This is a genomic window from Pseudovibrio sp. Alg231-02 (assembly GCF_900143565.1).
Taxonomy (GTDB): Bacteria; Pseudomonadota; Alphaproteobacteria; order Rhizobiales; family Stappiaceae; genus Pseudovibrio.
The window spans coordinates 47,683-67,387 of the sequence record NZ_FREX01000001.1 but is presented as its reverse complement, the minus strand read 5'-3'; the positions used below and the strand labels follow the sequence as shown (position 1 = coordinate 67,387).

The window sequence follows — 19,705 nt, the reverse complement described above, 5'->3', positions numbered from 1 at the left end:
AATTTAACAAAGCTCTTACAAATTCTTTTCTCTGCAATTCATCTGCAGAGCAGAGTTCCAATTAAGTCGTGATCGTCTTGTTTTAATTAGATTTAATCAATCATTCTACAGAATGTCGGAACACTCACTTAATTGTCGCCCACACCCATTAATTATTGAATTTCTTATGAGTAGACTTCCTCTCAAAGCTTTTAATTATAGCGTCTGAATGCAGGGGCTTAACCACTGCACGCTAATTCTCGCGCTGAACATTCTCAAAAAGGAATTAGCTATGAGCAGTACAATTATTGTTGCCTCCGATGGTTCAGGTGATTTTTCCGATATTCAGTCGGCACTCTCAGCGACAAAGCCAGGTGACACTGTTTACATCCGAGAAGGGGCTTATGATGCTAATCAAGGTTTGGAGCTGGATACTCCAAACGTGACAGTTTCTGGCTACCCGGGCGACGAATTTCCGAAAATCGCTGCTTCAAGCGGGTCTGACGGACCGCATGCAGTGTTCTCCTTTGGAATTGACTCATCTGGTAGCGTACTTCAGAACGTTGATATATCTGGCGGACGTGAATACGCCATCAAGCTGGAGACTGCAATTGAATACGGGCACGAATACTTCGGGAGCGCAGCCAGTAATATTATTATTCAGAACAACATTATTCATGACTCGGGTCGCGACTGCATCAAGTTAACCCCAAACTGCGATAATGTTTCAATCTTTGGTAACGAGATTTACGGATCGGGCAGGGGCGGGACTCTAGACGACTTCCCATCTTCAAATGCCGAGGGAATTGATGCCGTAAATGTAGATGATTTGGTGGTTCGGGGGAACTATATTCATGACATTGCAACGACAGGCGCCTACGTCAAAGGCGGATCCAAAAATGCATTGTTTGAAGATAACCTTATAGAGAACACCGGCCTTAGCACCGCAGCTCTTCCCAACTCCGGTGGAGGGATCGCTTCAGGGTACACCACTGACTCCGAGTATTATGACACCGACAATACTGAGTATGCTGGGACATTCAATACAACGATCCGCAATAACATAATCAAAAACACTTTAGATAGCGGTGTCCTACTTTCAGGTGCAAAAGATCCGGTGGTTACTCAAAATACTATTCTCGATGCTGGTGGCGTCCAAGCAAACGGGACAAGGTGGTATCTTGGCGGTATTTCGATTCAACCGTTAACGACATATACGGGAGGATCAGACACTGTTGTAACTGAAACGACTAATCCTGTAATATTGGGTAATATCGTGTCAGTCTCGTCCTCTAGCCTGAGCGATGAGGCCTGGTCTTATAATGACCCCTTAATAGTATCCAGCAGTACAGATCTTTCAGCTGCAAACATCGATGGAAATGTTTATTGGGATGCAGATGGGCAGGTCGACTTTGATGGAAAATCACTTTCAGATCACCAAGAAGCAACAGGTTTTGATCAGAGTAGCGAAGTATTAGAAGTTACTTCGCAAATCGACAGCGGCGGACGACCACTCGATGGCTCCCAACTTGCGGAAAGTGGAGCTGGAGCTGTACCAATTCCTCATTATGGCGCCAAGCTAAACCATTTCCTAACCGCGACACCGGACGAGACACCCCCAAAACAGCCGTCGATATTGACTTCTGAAGAGTTCGCTAATGAATATAAAGAGGGTGTACTGGTACACTGGTCTTCCAATGATGACGTTTCTTACTACAACGTCTACCTGGACGGCAACTTAGTTGGCTACACAACTGCGAATGGTTATTTTCTGCGACAACGAGGAACTTTTGAACTAACGATTGAAGCAGTCGATAGCGCAGGCAATGTTTCTCAATTGTCCCCCTCCTTCTCCGTTAGTTTTGATCCCGAAATTGAGACGCCTCCTCGTGGTGGCGAGAGTCCTGGGGAAGACCCAACCAACCTGCCAGATGAAGGCGATATCACTGAGTTCGAGCCTGTAGAAGGCGTTGAAGGGTTGTCAGGTATTCACATTGGCAATGAAGCTGATGGCACAGGGGGACAAATTACCCTTCTGTTTCAAGGTAAAACTTACTTCGGATATACGGACGGTTCTCTGAAAGTAATTGACAGATCAACGGGCGAAGTCGTGTTTTCGGTCAATCCTGAGACAGGAGATGCTCAGGAAGGCAAAAGCACCTTTACATTTAACTTGCCTGAAGATCTGGCAAACGGCGCGTATACATTATCCATTGGCCACTTGTTTGCCCGAATAGAACGACCTGGTGGAGAATGGGTTAATATGGAGGTGTTAAGTCCCGATGTCATCGATTTCGACATTGCGAACGAGGTCGGAGAAGCCCCAAACAAGGGTCCTGTGGAAGATCCAGACGAGGGACCTGTGGAAGACCCAACCAACCTACCAGATGATGAAGGCGATATCACTGAGTTCGAGCCTGTAGAAGGCGTTGAAGGGTTGTCAGGTATTCACATTGGCAATGAAGCTGATGGCGCAGGGGGACAAATTACCCTTCTGTTTCAAGGTAAAACTTACTTCGGATATACGGACGGTTCTCTGAAAGTAATTGACAGATCAACGGGCGAAGTCGTGTTTTCGGTCAATCCTGAGACAGGAGATGCTCAGGAAGGCAAAAGCACCTTTACATTTAACTTGCCTGAAGATCTGGCAAACGGCGCGTATACATTATCCATTGGCCACTTGTTTGCCCGAATAGAAMGACCTGGTGGAGAATGGGTTAATATGGAGGTGTTAAGTCCCGATGTCATCGATTTCGACATTGCGAACGAGGTCGGAGAAGCCCCAAACAAGGGTCCTGTGGAAGATCCAGACGAGGGACCTGTGGAAGACCCAACCAACCTACCAGATGATGAAGGCGATATCACTGAGTTCGAGCCTGTAGAAGGCGTTGAAGGGTTGTCAGGTATTCACATTGGCAATGAAGCTGATGGCGCAGTAGGACAAGTTACCCTTCTGTTTGAAGGTAAAACTTACTTTGGATATACGGACGGTTCTCTGAAAGTAATTGGTAGATCAACGGGGGAAGTCGCGTTTTCAGTCGATCCTGAGACAGGCGATACACAGGAAGGCAAAAGCACCTTTACGTTTAACTTGCCTGAAGATCTGGCAAACGGCGCATATACGTTATCCATTGGCCACTTGTTTGCCCGAATAGAAAGACCTGATGGAGAATGGGTCAATATGGAGGGACTATCTGATGACATCTACAACTTCTCGATATCCAGTAGTTCTTTAGACCCCTACTCGAAGATCGATCCATTTGACGCGCTTCCCCTAGCTGACGACGGTGGCGCTTCAAATTCAGCTCAAAGCTTAGCCGCCAGCTCTGATTACGATTTTTTGTAATCTTTGCATGGCATCATCTCGCAAACACCAGCACGCCATGAGCAATTTCCCCTTAAGAACCAAGGGTCGTCAGGAGCTGAACCGGATAGCCGTATAAATTTCTATGGATCAAAAAAATTTGGCGGCAAAATGCATCAGCAGAACATCAATGACATTTCAACTCGCAGCTTCAAACTCAATACTTACTTTTGTGAAGTTCGAAGAGCGGATGCCCGATAAAAAGTCATCCAGATTCAGTCATGGTCGAAACCGATTCACTTATAAACAAAATCTAACCGCTCGAATATGCGAAACCACCTTTTACCTCGCCATCTAGCTAATTTAGGAATTCGGTTTACCGACATGAAGTCTCCACTTAAAAAATTCATTAAGCTACTTGGGTTACTTTTATTTGTAATTCCAATCATTTTGTTGTTTGTTGTCTTAGCACTCCCCACAATTGATACCGGCTCCCCTCCATGCGACATTGGAGCAGACCCTGTCCGTATCAAGATTGGCTCTACATACCTTGAGTTGCCTGCAAACTACGGAGCTATCTTTACTGGTACTCCAGATGAGTCCAAGTTACCTAGGTACTCGAAATCTCATTTCTGGAATAACAAGTATGTTTATTGTCAAAATGACGAGGACACACCCCCAGAAATGTCAAGATTTCGGATTTCAGATACCATCATCAACTATGGTATCGCCCAAGATAACGAATTCAAAATATTGAAGGGAATCTATTACATCTCAGTAGATGAGGGCATCCGCATGATAGAATTGGAAAAAATAAAAAAGAAAGTCAAAGAATATAAAACGCATTCAGGAAACTCATCTTTTACAATACTGAAACAAATTAAGTCAAATACGGAATACAGCATTATCGGTTATAATAGGCAAACTGAAGCAGTAGATTTTTCAGCGGAATGTAATAGGCAAAAGGTCGCAGTAAATTACGACACCTGCCAGATAAAGTTTTTCCACCACGATGAAGGATTAACAATAGGGACTACGATCAATACAGCTGACAGTTCATTACGCAAGTGGCCAAGACCTGGTCACCCAATTGAAAATTGGCGAAAACTTTCTGACAACCTTAAATACTTCATACTAAGCATGACACGGTAACCGCCTCGCACCCCAAGATGCACCCGATATGTTTTATCCATTATAAAGGACCAGCCTTTGTTCCAATACTAAAAATATTGAAACTAACTCAAGTGAGCAGCATAAGGTAAAACTTCAATGGATTACTAGGACAACCACACCATCAATCAGTTTAACAGTCCTCAAACCCGCTTTAAGAAACTTCCCAAAGAGAGAAGACACTTAAAGGGAGGCATGAATTTCTTTATTACAATCCAAGTCGCTAACTTTCAACTTATGCCCCGAAGCAACAAACTTATGGACTTGTATTAATGCTACGCCGACAAGACTAATAAATAAAATTAACCAAAAACAACTAGCTATCGGAAGCCATGCAATAATTAACATAAGTATAAAACTAAAGATCGCTCGCAGGGCGTAGGTAATTGCACTAATTACAGATAGATAGCTCCCAAATATATCTTCGTCTACGACACTCATTAAGTACGTACTAAACACTACACGAATCGCTGAACTAACAGCTCCAAGTCCTCCAAACAGCGTAAGAATAACGAGAAAATTTGGAACCAGGGACATCGACAAAATTATTGCTGCGTACAAGGCCAGACAGATATTCATCACCGGTACTGCAGATCTTTTTAATGTAACTCTACTAAAGAAAAATCCTGATGAACTGGCTCCAATACCAAATGCAATAGATAGCTTTGCAACCGCTGAAATATCTATTTGAAGCACGCTTGCAAAGTATATCGGAATAACAATATTAAGCATCATAGAACAGATAAAAGCAATATTTCCGCAAACCCCAAGTATCAATAGATCGTAGCGTTTTAAGATGACGATGAATACGGCTCTCGAGTTACTCGCTCGCCTCGGCACTTTTTTCTTTTTATAGGGTATAAACCCAAGTAAATACGATGACAGAGATAACAAGATCCCATTTACAAACAAAATAAGTCTAGCTTCTTCGCTACCCACTAAATAAATTATCAAAAAGCCTACAAAAAAGGTTGAGATTTGTATCTCAATTTGCATCCACCCATTTAACTTGCCCCGCCCTTTTCTATCAGATATTTCTTGAATAAGTGCTGCTAACGCATTGTGAAAAAATAAAAAAAATACATGCGAAAAAAAGAACACTCCACACAAGAAAGCCACACGAAATGCAGGATCGCTGTAAACCAATGAAGTGATTTGCAATACAATTCCCATGACCAGAGTGCACAATCTCAATGTAAACCGCCGGGAAATACGATCAATCAACCGGCCAGATATTGGCGCCAAGAATAACAGGATAATAGTGGACCAAGTCGCAGCAACAGTAAGAGCTTCACCTCCGGTAGTTTTAGCAAGCTCCCACGGCACAACAACGAGTGTAATACCCATTGCAATAGAAGCGATACAACTTGCAAATAGTAAAATCCACAATTTATTTATTGCCTATCAAGAATATAAACTTCACAGTCAAATTGAAAATCATCTAATTTTTAATTTCTAAATCTGATGCGTAACATATTCTGAATATTCCATCAATTAATCCTCATCAAAATCATTAGCACCCGCACTAAGTTGTTACATACAACGTTGCGACACCCAGAAGTCAGCGCAAATTCTATACTTTTTGCCTGCTCCATTTGGGCACCTCATGCACTTACACTAAGGATGTCGGGCTCAAGTCAGCGAGTTCGAACTCCCCAATAGATTGCAAAAGTCAACCCAGCCAAAGAACATGCTAAGCAGATCACTATTCCCGGTGGCGCAGCTTCACAAGAACGATAACTTGACGGCAAGAACTAACATCAAAAAAGAGATGTAACTAAATTGCACTAAATTTCTTTTTGTTTATTTAATTTTATTTTTAACAATAATATTGGCGTTACTTACCTCATCCTTACGTAATTCGCACTTTTACTTACGTTCATAATGATATTTACTTGTATGGCAACAATAACTACCAAGGATATATTCAGTGAAACGATGTATTAAAGCAGTTCTTTGTGCTTCAGCTCTTGTGATGTCATTCTCAGCTGCTGAAGCTAGAATGGTGCTCAACGGCATCAACCTCAATGGGATGCCTTACAATGGGATGCCATACAACGGCTTGTCATACAACGGGATGCCGTACAACGGGATGCCGTACAACGGGATGCCGTACAACGGGATGCCGTACAACGGGATGCCGTACAACGGGATGCCGTACAACGGGATGCCGTACAACGGGATGCCGTACAACGGTTTAGGTCGTGATGGTACTTCCAACGACGGTGGCTCAGGTGTCAGTGGTGGTGGAGAAGTAAAGAAGTCAATTCTTCAACAGCTGGCTGAGAGCCCACTACAATAATTAAAAACAAGGGAGCGCCAAGTGCACTCTAAGAGATTAACGACTTTAGCGCTCCTTTGCATATTCTTTGGCGCGATTTCCTTACGGGCACAAGATCGACCGATAAAGGAGCAAATTCCTGAGAAATTGTTTAAATACTTGGTAAGCTGCTCATTAAAAGCGGGTGATGTAGCCGTAAGATTGGGAAAAGAGTACTCGGGCTTACTAGGTCTAGCCCCAGATTGGAAAACAAGAGCTCTAACCCGTCCTGAACAAGAACTCGTGTCTAGCTGTATTTTTGCAAGAACAAACGCAATTGGAGTCCCAGTTCAGATTTCAACGCGTGCCACAAACGAAAACTCGCCTCACCCAGGCCTCCAAGTGAGCGAATATGAGCGGCGCAAATTTACAATGTTTGAGGCAGGCTTTTATGGAAATATTTTCACCAAAGACCCGCGTGCGTACGTTTGCACCGGTGATCACACAACTGAGAATGTTGCTTCTATGAAGCGGCAAAAACGCATCTGTAGTCTCGCGAGCGGAGCAAGCAACTCTAACGGGTTAGAACTTAGCAAATGCGGCTTCATTATCACCGGATCCTGCAACGACCCAGACATTTTTTTTCAAAATGAAACCAAATTCAATCAAGCGATCCTTGTGTATCTGCCGAAATAGGAGATCCCTCTTTACCAACCCCTAGCAAAATTTACTCTATCTAGTTGCTGCAACCTATAGGCAACAGCTCTGAACGCAATATTTGGCCTTTGACTTTCTTGTAGCTCACCCTCCTGTCATAAAGCTAAAGGCCGCGTTTGTTCACATGGCCAGATGAAGCAATTTTATGATTGCAGGAGGCAATCGTGTTCGTGACGCTCGACTTAAGTAGTCCAAACTGAAGTTAGCAATGGTAGGTTATTGGTGCCACTGCCAGCTTAGAGCGCTTGATTTGCGCGCGCACAAAAGCACGTATCTAAGCGGATAGCATAAGGGCCAAAAATCAGAGAAACCGAGATAACGTTATAGTTCCTCTTAACCGAACTTTGTGCGCAGACGCCCCGATAGGCCGCGGGGATTTATCGCTCTCGCCCTCATTTTGTCCTTACACACACTAATAAAATAAATCTGGTTGTCTATCATGACGTTCCCGAAAAAAAATGAGGTGACCCCGTCGTTCAATTCACCCCGCAACTATTCCATTGCTCTCAAAAACCTTAGACTAGTTGTAGAAGAATTTATTCCCAATCCAATATCAATCTGCAATCCTCCCTAAGGCAACTTTACGATATTGGCTTGATTTTCTCCGGGGCTGTAGTCGATTTTAACATTAAGAGCGGAGTTAATGGCTACTATCGCATGTTTCGCACCACCGGGTGCCCACACAAGTGCACTTTATTGCTTTTTTGACATATTAGCCACTGCGCAAGGGGCATCAGAAACGCAACCATCAAAGTTAAATGTGAAGATTGTATCAAGCACAAAAGCACCTGTCCGAGGGTGGAATAACAGAGTGATTATACCAGATTCGACGATTTCCGACACCGGGATTGTCGACGCAATATTCATTCCCCCTATCGGAGATATTCATAGAATTCCAAGCTTAGTGAGCGATGATGTCCTAGAATGGATCAGACAAAATCTCATAGAAGGAGCAACCCTAGCTTCGGCAGCTTCTGGGATATTTGTATTAGCTCAAGCAGGCGTCTTAGATGGTGAAAAGGCGACAACTCACTTTGCTTGGGCAGAGGAATTCAAGTCAATATATCCTCAGGTTGTTCTACATGAGAAGAGGACTATGCTTTTCAGCGGCCCAGCTCACAGAATAGTTACATCTGGAGGAGGAGCATATTGGAATGATCTCGCACTCTTCTTAATCTCACGATATCTGGGGAAAGACGCTACCTTACGCAGTGCAAAGTACTACTTGGTTGATTGGGGGCGAAGGGATCAACTTTCATATGCCAGTATGGAAGCCACAAGATTGCGTTACGACGCTCAAATAAACAAGGCTCTATCTGCTATCAAACAAAATCTAACGCAAGAGGATGTGTTTCATAAAGCCCGGAGCGCAACGAACCTTCCTGTACGAACATTCGAGCGACGCTTTAAAGCAGCAACAGGGACCCCTCTTAGTCAATATATCCAACAAATGAGAATAGAACTTGCAAAAGAACTTCTTGAAAGTGATAACATCTCTATCGACGATTTAACTATAGAAGTAGGCTATTCAGACGCAACATCGTTTAGGCGGCTGTTTATCAAGAATATTGGAATGACGCCCAGTGAATACCGCAGAAGATTTTCAAACCCTTTGTAAGACTGAGCCTCCCCCTTTGAAGTGGTCCACGCCTATAGTTAGGAAACCGGAGGACTGAGTCGCTACCCTCATTCGGACCGCCGGACTAGAAATTTTCCGGCGGTTGACCTGCTCCCCTTGTTTGGACCACCGGTTCTGGAGATTTTCCGATGGTGCGGCTCAAGGCCTTTTGTTCGCCCCCAAATTACTCGCGTTATCGGTGGGTTATTCCCGATTGCGCTATGAGGACGAACCTCATTGTAGTCTCTACGCCATTTCTCCATTTTTAAGCGAGCGTCGTCAAGGCTCATGAACCAATGAGTGTTTAGACATTCAGCTCGGAACTTGCCGTTAAAACTCTCGATGTACGCATTGTCGGTTGGTTTTCCAGGCCGTGAGAAGTCTAAAATGACCCCGTGCTGGTAGGCCCAAATGTCCATATCGCGGGAGACGAATTCTGTTCCCTGATCAACGCGAATTTACTTAGGATAGCCGAGCTTGCGACACACCTTCTCAAGGGTTTGAACGACGTCTTCTGCGCGGTAGCTAAACCGAGCATCAGTGGCTGGGGAAAACCGCGAGAATGTATCCGCGATGGTCAACACTCGGATCTTGCGACCAGTGACTAACTGATCATGTACAAAGTCCATAGCCCATGTTTCATTGGTTTGTGTCGCTTCTACACGATCCTCTCTTAGCTTGGCTTTGACGCGCCTTTTGGGCGTTTTGTTTCTTAGTTGTAGGCCCATCTCATTGTAGAGCCGGTAGACCATTTTTGCGTTCACAAGCCAACCTTCTCGTCGCAACAGGACACGAGGCGACAATAGTCATAACGCACGCGCGTTTTAGCAATCTCTTTGATGAGTTCCTTGATTTCGGCCTGCTCGTCTCCATGTGACCGATAGTGATAGGTTGAGCGATGGGCTTGCAAAACACTGTAGGCTCGGCCGATGCTGACGCCCCCAATAGCGCGCAGATCATCAACAAGCTCACGACGGCGTGCAGGCCTTAGAGCTTTCTTTTGAGAACGCCCTGCATCATAGCTTTGGCCAGCGAAAGGTCAGCCACTAGTCACTTCAACCTGGAATTTTCTTCATCAAGTATCTTGATGCTGTTTCATTTCCGATGGCATCAAATCACCATACTTCTTACGCCGATTGTGGAATGTGGCCTCAGCTCCCCGGCCTTGCAACAAATCTCCGCAACGCTTGTTCCTTCTTATGTTTGCTTCAGAATAAACGCCATCTGCGTTTCCGTGAATTTGCTCTTCTTCATAGAATTCTCCTTCTCCCGATCTTGGGATCATGAATGGAAAACTCTAGCTCAAGACGGTCCAGTTTTCGGTTAGCAGCTCAATCCTCCGTTATCTTAATCATAAACGTAGACCATTTAAGTGGGCCAGCTCAATTGGCTCAGCATGACATCGGCAGCATCCCTTTAGTGGCAGAAACTAGAGGCGTAACCAGCGTCAATAAGCTAAATGCGCCAGCCGATTGTTAAAATCGCGATGTTTCGACATGGATTCCTCACGAAGCCAACCATCAAGCATATTCTGAGCAATTCGCAGACTGCAGCTGGAGACTACTAATATTGGAGATACTGACTTAGATCGCCTTTTTTTGTCGGTCAACGCGCTCAACAAGTTTCGCATAACGTGAAAAAATACGGGCTATTACTGCAAGTACGGGAATACACAATGCACAAATACAATATAGAGATTCAAAGAAATTTAATTGGCACATCCGAAGGCGAATTCTTAATGGGAGGACGCGACAATGACGAAATCTTCGGTGAAGCTGGCGATGACCTGATCATGGGAGGGGAGGGGGATGATTTTATCGATGGAGGCGATGGTAATGACATTTTAGTTGGTGGTGGCGGTGATGATACAATTATTGCCACTGAAGGTTCAGACGCTGTCTATGGAGAAGACGGTGACGATACCATCGTGATCGGTGCGAGTACTTTAAATGTGAATGGTGGCGACGGGCTAGACACTCTAGTGCTAGGTAGCAACGGAAGCCTAGTGGATCTGGATAGGGGTAGAGCTCAACCAATAGACCAAGGGCTTAACTTTACTCAAATCGACAACTTTGAGAACGTGATTGGCAGCAACGAGCGTGACTATATTTTCGGAGACAATTTTGCAAACTCAGTCAGAGGTCAGGGTGGAAATGACTATTTGAATGGTCGAGGTGGTGATGACGTGCTATCTGGCGGTATTGGCGATGATCATTTAACTGGCGGTGCTGGCAATGATGTTTTTGTCTTCGCTGAAAGCGAGTTCAATAACGACTACGATGTAATTACGGACTTTGAAGTTGGTGACCGCATCGACCTAAGGGAACATTACGCAGCCTCCGGATGGGGATCGTTAGGAGATATTCAAGCCAATGCCTACAGTCTTGAGAATGGCGTTGTAATCGAGGTTGGCACCTCAAGTATAATGATTAAGAATTTCCGAGAAGAAGATTTTACTGCTGATATGTTCTTGTTCTAATGCTAAGGCAGATAATGAGTAAATTTTGAATAATTGAAATGCTAGTTCCGGCTCAATACAACGGGCCGGAGCCTTATTAATTTTGTGCGACTTTTGAATTATCCTGCCCACAAGAAGCTTGAGATTGGTTGGCTGATGGAGAGCTCCTGCCAACTGATTAAGCGCACATTAGAGCATCTGGGTATTCTACGCATTACGTTCTACGTTTAGTACGACCGATATTGTGAAGGCGGCATTGAAGCACTAGAGGATCACGTCTCAAAGTCGTCCAAGGTGTGGAACTGCATTCCCGATGAGAACTGATTGCCGAACTAGCCCTGGAGGAAATGGGTCTGTTTCCTCACGACCTTTTAATTCACTTCACTGATACAAAAGGCTATTTTATATTGAACGTTTCTGTTTATCAGCTGTTGAAGGCGTAAGGCCTAATTACCAGCAAGGCTTATGTGGCTAACAAGGCTGAAGGCAAGACGATAAAGCCGAACCAGCGGGGTGGACTGAATTCGTATACATCAAGGTTATCGGCTGGAGCAGGTTCTACCTATCCACTGTGCTGGGCGACTATTCTCGCGACACCATTCCTTGGACGTTATGAAGTATGCCTCGGCAGGCTCCACATTATTCGCAAACGCAGGATTGAACGTTGGCATCAAGCGATGAAGAAAAACATCGTGTTGGAGATTTATTTTATGTCAGAGGGCATGGAGCTGCAAAATGGCCTGTTCGTCAACCACAAAAACAACTATCGCTCACACGAAAGCCATGGAAATGTGACGCCCGCTGATGTTTACTCTAGTCGGTATAGACGGATGATTAAATGTCAAACATTGCAAGACCACCGCTTACGCTCTCATGCACAAGCCGCGTAGGTTAAACAGACAGAGTGGCAAGAACTCCCTACATGAAGGTTAATTTACTTAACTATCTTTGAATATGGGCACATTGTTATGGCGGACCGCCTGCTCTTTCATGAACCTGACTTGTTTTAATCCTTCTGGCGAGTTCGGCCCGACCCTGGCGCATTGAACTCTATCCAGCCAGAGAAGATACGGACACAGTCTCTTCGTTAAAACGAAGGAGCTAATTATGCCTATTTTCAGCGGGACAGATCAATCGGAAACAATCATTGGAACACATGGTGACGACGCCATCTATGGAGAAGGTGGAGACGATATCCTCCGGGGGGGGCTTGGAGATGACTACATCTTTGGGGGCAACGGCAATAACCTGATTGAAGGTGGCGATGGCAATGATGTCATTTATGCTGGTATCGAGGATAGAATTTACGGAGGAGCCGGAGATGATATCATTCGCATTAATGGCAATGATGACGTCAATGCAGGAACAGGGTCAGATATTATCTACGTAAAAAACTATTCAGCACGAGATGGTAACTTCTACCGTAATAAAATTGATGGGGCTGGTGGAGTTGATCTCGTCAGCTATAAGTTCTTTGAAGTAAGCGTAGATATTGATTTGTCTTCAGGACGAACCACAAAAGCAGGCTCTGAAAATATCTGGGAGAGGGATGAGCTCGTCAATATCGAAAATGCACAAGGAACAAACTATGATGATGTGATCAGAGGAAATAACGGTGATAACAGCATCTGGGGTGAACAAGGAGATGACGTTATAAGAGGAGGCGGAGGAAATGACTACCTCCATGGCGGATTGGGCGATGACCTGGTGATTGGAGGCGCAGGAGATGATCGCCTTCGCGGAGGAAAAGGAGATGATGTACTTTATGGCTACAGTGGGAATGATCGCCTCGAAGGCGAAGATGGTGATGATGTAATTCATGTGTTAAATAATGACGGCGATGCCTACCAAACCATAATTAATGGAGGGGCAGGTTCTGATGAAGTGTACTTTAGCAGCCCTGGACCACTTGCTAGCGTATCCGTGTATCTTGATCTCGGACAAGCAAGGATGGGCAGCTCGAACTATGCCTTAATTTCAATTGAGAAGATTCACGGAACAAATGGCTATGATTACATTCGCGGCAATGCGTCAGGAAGTACGCTGTTTGGTCGGGGAGGACATGACACAATTCTTGGTGAGGGTGGCAATGATACAATTCATGGTGGAAGTGGAAACGATCTTCTTTTAGGCGGCACTGGTCAAGATGTGCTTATCGGAGGCGCAGGCAAAGATACTCTCATTGGCGGTCTTTCCGACGATGTTTTCTTGTTTCAAAATATTGGGACAGGATCCGATTTGATTAAAGATTTTGAGAAGGGGGATGTTATTGACATCTCAGATCATAACGAGACGAGTGGCTGGCAAAACATTGACGATGTCTTGGAACACTCTCGAAATCTTCTGAATGGTGATGTTGTAATTGAGTTGGGAGACGATGTCATCCAAATTAAAGGATGGGCGCTGAATGAACTAACTGAAGACATGTTCATTTTATAGAGCTTCACCTTATGGCACTAGCCTAGCAAGAAATCCATAAAGTAGAGTGAAAAGTTTCTCAGGAAAATTGAAACGACGGTCTAAGTGTATTGCGCACCTGCAAGCGGTATGATGCTAATATTAAAGTAGCGGCATGAGCAGACGACCTTATCTGATCCATAGCCCTGCTTTTAAAGCTAAGATCGGTCTTTCAGCTAATCGTGGGAGAAGGCACTGTGCGGGTTGGCTCAATGTCTTCTTCCACGGACTTTGTTTGAGAAACCATAGGAGCAGCAACCCTGCTATCTTTTATCGACACTAGTAGAAACTCGCCGTGTTCCTAGCCAGCGGAGCAATCGAGGTGTCGTTATTGCCTTGCCATAATGTTACAATGATCTGCGCATCCCTAAAGCGAGTTTTCTCCGCAAACTCGGCCTGTATCTGAGGCGATAATATTCCTACTCAAACTAAATCAGTTAACGGGGGATTACCCCGTGGCTTGTCATTCGAACGAATGCTTTTACAACTCATGTTCAGCCAGTCAAACTCAAGGACTGCGCTGGCCCGCCGCTCATTTACGCCAAAACTCTAACATAGAAAGCTTACTGCATGGCGGGAAGCTGCGAACCATACAGTTCTTCAACTAAAATCATGCAGCATCGCATTATCCAACATGGCTTCAGCAAAGAGTTTTTGAACTTCCAATTTTCCTTTCCAAAGCCTTCGGCTTGTGTATATCAAAAACTCCATGCTTCGTATTGTACTTGTAGAACGATGTGTGTTGGCTCCATGCCTGCGACAAACTTCGACTGTTAGAACATCACCTTCTTGTCCCTTAATCATGCTGATGACTTACTTCTCTATAAAACGCGAACACTTCATATCCCACCGCAAAGTTAGGCAGAATTTTATCATAAGCTGAGAGAAACTATGGAGAGCAAGTCACCACCGAGAACAGAAAATCAATTTTCCTTCAACGCATGTGCGATTTGGTCTTGCATGGGTTTAATGAAGTAGGAGAGGACGGTGCGTTCGCCGGTTTGGATGAAGCCTTCGACGGGCATCCCTGGCACGAGGGTCTGGCCGTTCAGCTTTGGCATTTCGCTTTCCAGGATCTTCAGACGTGCCAGATAGAAGGGCTCGCCGGTGACCTCATCGCGGGTCAGATCCGGGGAGACGTTGAGCACAGCTGCGCCCAGCTCAGGTGTGGTGCGTTGGTCGAAAGCAGCCAGGCGCACATAAGCGTCCTGTCCCACTTGCAGCTGATCCACATCAACCGGTTGAACACGGCTTTCAATCACCAGATCACTGTCTTCCGGCACCACCAGCATAAGTGTGTCACCCGGAGCGATTACGCCACCAACAGTGTGAACGTTGAGTTGGTGCACATAACCGGATTGTGGTGCGCGGATGTCAATGCGCTTCAGGCGGTCCTGTGCGGCCACTTCCTGCTCTTCCAGCTCGGCAATCTGCGAGCGGATGTTTTGCAAGTCAGACAGAACTTTTTCTAAAAACTCTTCGTCAAGCTGCAGGATCTGCACACGCTTTTCGCTGATGGCAACTTTAGTCTGTGCCAAGCGAGAAACTACGGCTCCTTTATGGCCAACCAGCTCGGCCCGTTCCCGCTTGATGGCGGTGACCTGAGAGGCGTTGATCAGGCGCTTTTCCAAAAGAGAAGCAAAGTCGGCGAGTTGCTGGGTGACAAGATCAATGCTTTCAGCTTTCGCATCGCGCTGCACCTGCAAGCCTTCAATCTGCTGCTCCAGCTGAGCAATCTGCTCGCCAAGCTGCTTCTTGCGGCCTTTGATGCCTTGCTGACGGGCAGCAAAGAGAGCTTGCTCACCATCCAGAGCAGTGGCAGCAATCTTGTCGGTCTTTGCCAGCTCAACCAGAACTTCCGGGAAGGTGACCTGAGCGTCATTGCGCCATTCGGCAGAAAGGCGGGCTTCCTGCGCCTGCATCTGATGAAGACGCTTGCGAGTGATGGCCAGATTGGCTTTCACTACCGTTTCATCAAGGCGGAACAGCACATCACCGGCTTTGACTTCATCGCCATCTTTGACGAGGATTTCGCCGACAATGCCGCCTTCCTGATGCTGCACCTTCTTGGCCTGTCCATCGACAGCGATGGAGCCAGAGGTGATCACTGCGCTGTTGATCTTGGCAACGGAGGACCAGCCGCCAAGGCCGAGCACAAGAACGCCCACAAGGACGAGGCCCCAGCGCATGTGTTTCTTACGAGAGGTCTGAATGGTGGAAAGGGTTGTTTGCTCAGGCATGTGGCACCACGCTCAATGGTCCTGTTTTTGCAGCAGCTGGGGCTGGTTGTGCGCCGGGGGCCGGTTTTGCACCGGGTGCTGGCACACCAGCTGGGGCGCTGATTTTTGGCAGGACTTCGTCTTTCGGGCCAAAGGCGGCCTGCTGGCCATCCTTCACAACAAGCAGCAGATCAACAGCTGAGATCGCGCTTGGACGGTGGGCAACGACAATGACAATGCTGCCGGTCTCACGCATCAATTTGATGGCGCGGGTCAGGGCTGCTTCGCCTTCTGAATCYAGATTGGAGTTGGGCTCATCGAGCACGATCAGGAACGGGCTGTCATAAAGCGCGCGGGCCAGACCTACACGCTGRCGCTGTCCGGCAGAAAGCAGTGCCCCGCCTTCGCCAACCTGCGTGTCATAACCGTCAGCCAGACTGGTGACCAGCTCATGCACGTTGGCAAGCTGGGCGGCTTCCAAAATCTTCTCGTCATCGCGTTCTGGCGCAAAGCGGGAGATGTTTTCGGCAATGGTGCCGTCAAACAGTTCCACATCCTGCGGCAGGTAGCCAACTGCTGTGCCCAGACGATCTTCTGACCACTGGCCCAGCTCAGCGCCATCCAGACGAACGGCACCGCGCAAGATTGGCCAAACGCCCACAAGCGCACGGACCAGACTGGTTTTGCCGGAGCCGGACGGGCCGATAATGCCCATGCCATCGCCTGCTTTAAGCTCAAAGTTGACGCCAGCCAGTGTGACAGCACGGGCACCGGGAGGCGCTGTTGCGATCTGCTGTACATTGAGGGTCTTGCTTGGCAGCGGCAGTTCGGTTTCTGGCGGGGTCTCATCCAGACCTTCCAGCGATTTTTCCAAACGGGTGCGGGCCTGACGGGCTGCAATGAACACGCGCCACTGGCCAACAGCCTGCTCCACAGGAGACAAAGCACGGGAGGTGATGATGGAAGCTGCGATCATAACACCAGGAGAGACTTCCTGAAGGATCGCAAGCCATGCACCCACGGCCAGAACGGCAGAACCGAGCAGGAAGCGGAAGGCTTTGATAGCGGTGGCGAACAGGGAGGCGCGGTCGCCAGCCTTGGTCTGGGCATCATAAAAGCGGGCGTTGGTTTCATCCCACTTGTTGGTGAGTGTGGAGCTCATGCCAAGGGCGCGCACCACTTCTGCATTGCGGCGAGCGCCGGAGCGGGTGTTGCTGCGCTGTGCGTTTTGTGAGGCCAGCTCCCTGGAGGGATCGCGGCTCATGAACTCGTTGGCAAGAACGAGAGAGAGGATGATGACTGCGCCAGCCAGTGCCAGCATGCCGAGCCAGAAGTGCAGCACGAACACCAGACCCAGATAGATCGGCATCCATGGAATATCAAAGAGCGCGGCCGGACCCTGACCACCCCAGAACTGGCGCATGGTTTCCAGATCGCGGATCGGGTCCACATTCTTGCCGCTGTTGCCCATGCGCAGTGGTACGCGCAGGTTGGCAAGGAACGCGGTGCGCGACAGGCGGGCGTCAATTTCCTGAGAAATACGCGACAGGCCACGGGCACGGATGCCTTCCAGCAGGGCGAAGAACAGATAAAGGATACCGGCGAAGCTGGCGATAATCACCAGTGTTGGCACGCTGTGGCTGGCGAGCACGCGATCATAGATCTGCAGCATGAACATCGGACCCGTCAGCATCAACAGGTTGATGACCAGACTCAAGACCCCAACGCCCGCATACCCGGACCGAGACGCCGCAAACGCCTCTGCGACTAATCGTTTTTGTGAACCGATTGAATTACTGAAATTCATTTAATTGCTCGTGATATTTAAGATTATAATGCACTACTCTGCAAATACGCTTGAGCGGAGCTACCATTTATGAATTGAGGCGTCAGGCATGGGATGAAGGTGAATAAATGCTACTGATTGCATTCTAATCCTCAATGTCTAATCGCCTTCACTTTCAAGTTTAGTCCTCATGGTTGGTAAAGTTTAAGCCTATATGAGTAATTGGTAGAGTGTAGATAACGTCAGATTAACGTGATCGACGCCATGCGCGAGATAAACCTTCCCCTTGCGAGTATTAGAAGAAGCACATGACGCTCAAATATTATATTCCGACTAGAATAAATAGAATTGAATATAACCACTGTACCTTCTCAACGATCAAATAGAAAAATCAGATATATCTACACGATACTTTCAACCTAATAAAATTAACACAGTACTGCCCGAATCCAGGGAAAGGAGGTGTATCTAAAAAAATTGCTATTTTTTAAAATGAATGAGCCTCCCCCACAGAAGTGGTTCACGTTTATGATTAGGAAAACGGAGGATCAGAAACGGGTATTAAGAGACCTAAGCCAGAAGAGATTGTCGTTAAGTTGCGACAAGTTGAAGTCCTGACAGGGCAATGGGCATCGCGCATTGATGCGATCCGGCAGATCGGCGTGACTGAACAAACCTATTATCGCGGGAAGAAGAAGTATGGCGGAATGGGCGCAGAACAACTCAAAGAACTGAAGCGGCTGCAGAAAGAGAATGAACGTTTGCGTCGTGCAGTTTCTGATCTGACTCTGGACAAGCTGATCCTCACCGAGGCCGCCAAGGGAAACTTCTAAGCCCCGCTCGTCGGCGGGCGTGCATCAATCATGTTCGCACTCAGATGAAGGTTTCTGAACGGCGCGTATGCCGCGTTCTTAGCCAGCATCGCTCTACACAACGGCGCTTACCGGTGGGCCGCGCCGATGAAGAGCACTTGGTAGCGGATATGGTTGAGTTGGCGCTCCAGTATGGTCGCTACGGTTACCGCCGAATTGCCGCCTTGCTGAGAGATGCAGGATGGCAGGTGAACGATAAACGTGTCGAGCGCCTGTGGCGACGAGAGGGGCTAAAGGTTCCCATGAAGCAGCCCAAGAAAGGCAGGCTCTGGCTCAATGACGGATCTTCCGTCCAACTTCGGCCGGAATACAGCAACCATGTGTGGTCCTACGACTTTGTTCATCATCGAACAGAAGATGGTTGAGCCTTCAGAACGCAGAATATACTGGATGAATACACACGTGAATGCCTTGCTATTCGGGTGAAGCGAAAGCTGAACTCGAACGAAGTCATTGATGCACTGACCGATCTGTTCATTCTGCGCGGGCCACCTGCCTATATTCGTTCAGATAACGGCCCCGAGTTCGTAGCTGAGGCGGTCAGAAAGTGGATCAAAGCCGTTGGGGCGCAAACGGCCTACATTGAGCCAGGATCGCCTTGGGAAAATGGATACCGCGAGAGTTTCAATGGACGTACGCGCGACGAACTACTAAACGGGGAAATCTTCTATTCGCTTCGTGAAGCCCAGATAATTATTGAAAGCTGGAGGAGACACTACAACACCAAACGGTCACACAGCGCATTGGGTTACCGCCCTCCCGCGCCTGAAACCATCATTGCGATGGACCAAAGGCCAACCATGCACTAACTTTCAACTCGGACCTCTCAAACGGGGCTGCTCACGTAGATTACTTGTGTTTTAGA

At 47.0% G+C, this 19,705-nt stretch carries 9 protein-coding genes and 2 pseudogenes; 7 read left to right on the top strand and 4 right to left on the bottom strand.

The window, feature by feature from the left end:
• The first annotated feature begins 271 nt into the window (after nt 1-271).
• Nucleotides 272-3,325, top strand: a complete 3,054-nt coding sequence (locus DHN43_RS00240; protein ID WP_159096770.1) for a right-handed parallel beta-helix repeat-containing protein — start codon at nt 272-274, stop codon at nt 3,323-3,325.
• Nucleotides 3,326-3,667: 342 nt separating this feature from the next.
• Nucleotides 3,668-4,435 (top strand): hypothetical protein, encoded by a 768-nt coding sequence (locus DHN43_RS00235; protein WP_108817350.1) that lies wholly within the window; start codon nt 3,668-3,670, stop codon nt 4,433-4,435.
• A gap of 201 nt (nt 4,436-4,636) precedes the next feature.
• On the opposite strand, the gene DHN43_RS00230 is transcribed toward DHN43_RS00235, so the two are convergent.
• The gene (locus tag DHN43_RS00230; RefSeq protein WP_208994776.1) at nt 4,637-5,842 is read right to left on the bottom strand and encodes an MFS transporter; all 1,206 of its coding nucleotides are present in this window, start codon (nt 5,840-5,842) and stop codon (nt 4,637-4,639) included.
• 541 nt (nt 5,843-6,383) lie between these two features.
• Here DHN43_RS00230 and DHN43_RS27000 point away from each other — a divergent pair.
• Nucleotides 6,384-6,755 (top strand): hypothetical protein, encoded by a 372-nt coding sequence (locus DHN43_RS27000; RefSeq protein ID WP_159096769.1) that lies wholly within the window; start codon nt 6,384-6,386, stop codon nt 6,753-6,755.
• A 1,318-nt stretch (nt 6,756-8,073) separates the two neighbouring features.
• A complete protein-coding gene (locus DHN43_RS00215; RefSeq protein WP_108817347.1) occupies nt 8,074-9,048 on the top strand; it encodes a GlxA family transcriptional regulator in 975 nt (324 codons plus the stop codon).
• Nucleotides 9,049-9,242: 194 nt separating this feature from the next.
• Here the strand turns inward: DHN43_RS00215 and DHN43_RS00210 are convergent.
• A pseudogene (locus DHN43_RS00210) lies at nt 9,243-10,302 on the bottom strand (IS3 family transposase); the annotation flags it as partial.
• 421 nt (nt 10,303-10,723) lie between these two features.
• Here DHN43_RS00210 and DHN43_RS00205 point away from each other — a divergent pair.
• Together DHN43_RS00205 and DHN43_RS27555 are read left to right on the top strand one after the other, a co-directional pair.
• On the top strand, nt 10,724-11,527 hold the full coding sequence (locus tag DHN43_RS00205; RefSeq protein WP_108817346.1) for a calcium-binding protein: 804 nt from the start codon (nt 10,724-10,726) through the stop codon (nt 11,525-11,527).
• 1,086 nt (nt 11,528-12,613) lie between these two features.
• Nucleotides 12,614-13,945 (top strand): calcium-binding protein, encoded by a 1,332-nt coding sequence (locus DHN43_RS27555; RefSeq protein ID WP_108817344.1) that lies wholly within the window; start codon nt 12,614-12,616, stop codon nt 13,943-13,945.
• Nucleotides 13,946-14,886: 941 nt separating this feature from the next.
• Here the strand turns inward: DHN43_RS27555 and DHN43_RS00190 are convergent.
• Both DHN43_RS00190 and DHN43_RS00185 read right to left on the bottom strand, forming a co-directional pair.
• Entirely contained in the window at nt 14,887-16,203 is a 1,317-nt protein-coding gene (locus tag DHN43_RS00190) for an HlyD family type I secretion periplasmic adaptor subunit (RefSeq protein WP_108817343.1), read from the bottom strand.
• Nucleotides 16,196-17,989 (bottom strand): type I secretion system permease/ATPase, encoded by a 1,794-nt coding sequence (locus DHN43_RS00185; RefSeq protein WP_108817342.1) that lies wholly within the window; start codon nt 17,987-17,989, stop codon nt 16,196-16,198. Before DHN43_RS00185 ends, DHN43_RS00190 begins: the two co-directional genes overlap by 8 nt.
• 539 nt (nt 17,990-18,528) lie before the next feature.
• On the opposite strand from DHN43_RS00185, the pseudogene DHN43_RS00180 reads away from it, so the two are divergent.
• A pseudogene (locus tag DHN43_RS00180) lies at nt 18,529-19,649 on the top strand (IS3 family transposase).
• Nucleotides 19,650-19,705: the final 56 nt, after the last annotated feature.